We start from the raw sequence: 1,782 nt of genomic DNA on the forward strand, positions 1-1,782 counted from the left end.
ATTGTTCGTCACTGCCGCAGCCGGCCGCGAGCGTCACGAGCATCGCCGCAGCCGCGGCGGCCGCGACCTTTCTGCGGTGGGTGTGCATCATTTCATCCCCTGTTCGGTGCCTGCGATGTCAGTTCAGGACGACGCTGGCGATAGTTCCGGCAGACGAGAGCACAATCGCCCCGGCCGTCCACCACATGAATTCCTTCGAGGTCCGGCCTCGCTCGGCGCGTCGCCACTGCTCATAGACGGTGGGGGCGAGCTGGATCATCTTCGCGACCATCACCACGGCGCCGAGCCATAGTCCCCACGAGACCAGTTGGTTCAGCGGATCAGTCACCGATGACGGCATCGGCTACACCACCGACCAGCCGGTGATGGCCGAGAAGATTGCCGTGGCCGAGACGAGGATGATCGCGCCAGCGACACAGCCGACGAGCATCATCGTCGCCGAGCGGGTCGAGCCCGAGGTGATCTTCTCGATCGCCAGCCACACGCCGGAGCCGATGATCCCGAGGATCACTCCGACACAGCCGATGAACATGGCCCAGCCGACGACCATCGTGATCTTCTCCGAGCCGGGAGGAGCCGCGGGCTCGAGCGCGAGATAGGTCTCCGTGAGAACACGGGAAGCGGTGAAGGAAGTGGTCATGATGAGGTGTCCTTTCTCGGGTGCCGGCCGCGCCGGTCTAGTACCCGAATTTCTGGTTGACGTGAGCGACGACAGCCGCGCCCACGGTGGCGATTTCGTCAGGAACGTGATCCATCGGGTCCGGCTTGCGCCGGCCCTTCTCCTGGGCGGGACCATGGCGGTCCCACACCGGAAGTTCATGCGGGAAATGCAGGCGGTAGGACTCGATGAACGGCACATGCCACACGGGCACCGGCGCCGTCTCGAGACGCCGCACCTCATGCTCGAGCTCTTTGGGGCGCTTGCGAGACTGGCGAATCGTCACCAACCCGACCAGCTCCGCCGATGAACCCTGCCCTGCCATGTGCTGTCGTAGAGCCCGCCCCATCGCGTCAAGGCCCATCCGCGTCTCCGCGGCCACGAGCAGCACCAGAGGTGACTCGTGATTGGGCCACCGGCCAGAAGGCCACTTGCCACGGGCATCGCCGGCGATCCCGAGCTGGTGGGCAAGGCACGTGACCCCGGCACCGCCATGCGGGCCCAGCAGCCACACCATCGGCGCGCCCGCCCCCGGGTCCACCGGAATCGGTTCCTCCCACACCCCGAGCCGGTCGGTGTCGGTGATGGGCACAAATGCGTTGTTTTCCATTGGCTGCGCGACCACCGAAGTGGCCTCCTTCCCCTCTACTGCCCGACCTGCGTCGACGGTGCCGCCGACGAAGGCTTGACTGTGAGAACCGACGACGACGTCGCCGCCGTGGAGGGGGCGAACGTCTGCACCTGCGACGAGCCCGTCGGTGTCGACGTGGACACCGACGTCGACGACCCTGCCGACGTCGTTCCCCCTGCGGCGTCCTTGGCCTCGCCGCCGAGGTCCGTGGCCAACGCCATCAGCCACGCCTTCGTCACTTCCGCGGCCGACTGCCCTTCCGGGGTCGCCGGGGTGTTGAAGTAAGAACCATGCCGCTGGGCGGTCTGCCAGTAGTTGACATCGGCCACCATCTTCGGAAGTTCGGAGTTGACCTCGACTTCCTGCTCCACGGTCTGCATGATCTGCCCCGACAGCTTCGTCGCCGTCGGAGCGCCGAGCTTGACCACCGCGGCGCCCAGCTTCGCGACGAACGAACCGATCGCGGCCTCCGGAGAAGCGAACCCGACCGTGG

3 protein-coding genes and 1 pseudogene are annotated in these 1,782 nt (G+C 66.4%); all 4 read right to left on the reverse strand.

Going from position 1 to position 1,782, the window contains the following annotated elements; translation table 11 throughout:
- Window positions 1–118: 118 nt before the first annotated feature.
- A complete protein-coding gene (locus V7E05_RS12630) occupies window positions 119–328 on the reverse strand; it encodes a hypothetical protein (RefSeq protein ID WP_333619997.1) in 210 nt (69 codons plus the stop codon).
- Between the two features lie 15 nt (window positions 329–343).
- Window positions 344–640 carry a hypothetical protein gene (locus V7E05_RS12635; protein WP_333619998.1) on the reverse strand — a complete coding sequence of 99 codons (297 nt, stop codon included), beginning with the start codon at window positions 638–640 and terminating at the stop codon, window positions 344–346.
- A 37-nt stretch (window positions 641–677) separates the two neighbouring features.
- A complete protein-coding gene (locus tag V7E05_RS12640) occupies window positions 678–1,283 on the reverse strand; it encodes a hypothetical protein (protein WP_333619999.1) in 606 nt (201 codons plus the stop codon).
- Window positions 1,284–1,303: 20 nt separating this feature from the next.
- Window positions 1,304–1,782, reverse strand: a pseudogene (locus V7E05_RS12645) (hypothetical protein); the annotation flags it as partial.

Origin of the sequence: Dietzia sp. (genome assembly GCF_036741115.1) — a bacterium.
Classification (GTDB): Bacteria; Actinomycetota; Actinomycetes; order Mycobacteriales; family Mycobacteriaceae; genus Dietzia.

Excerpts from the sequence above, each read along its gene's own strand:
- V7E05_RS12635 (WP_333619998.1), bottom strand. The coding sequence starts at position 640 with ATGACCACTTCCTTCACCGCTTCCCGTGTTCTCACGGAGACCTATCTC.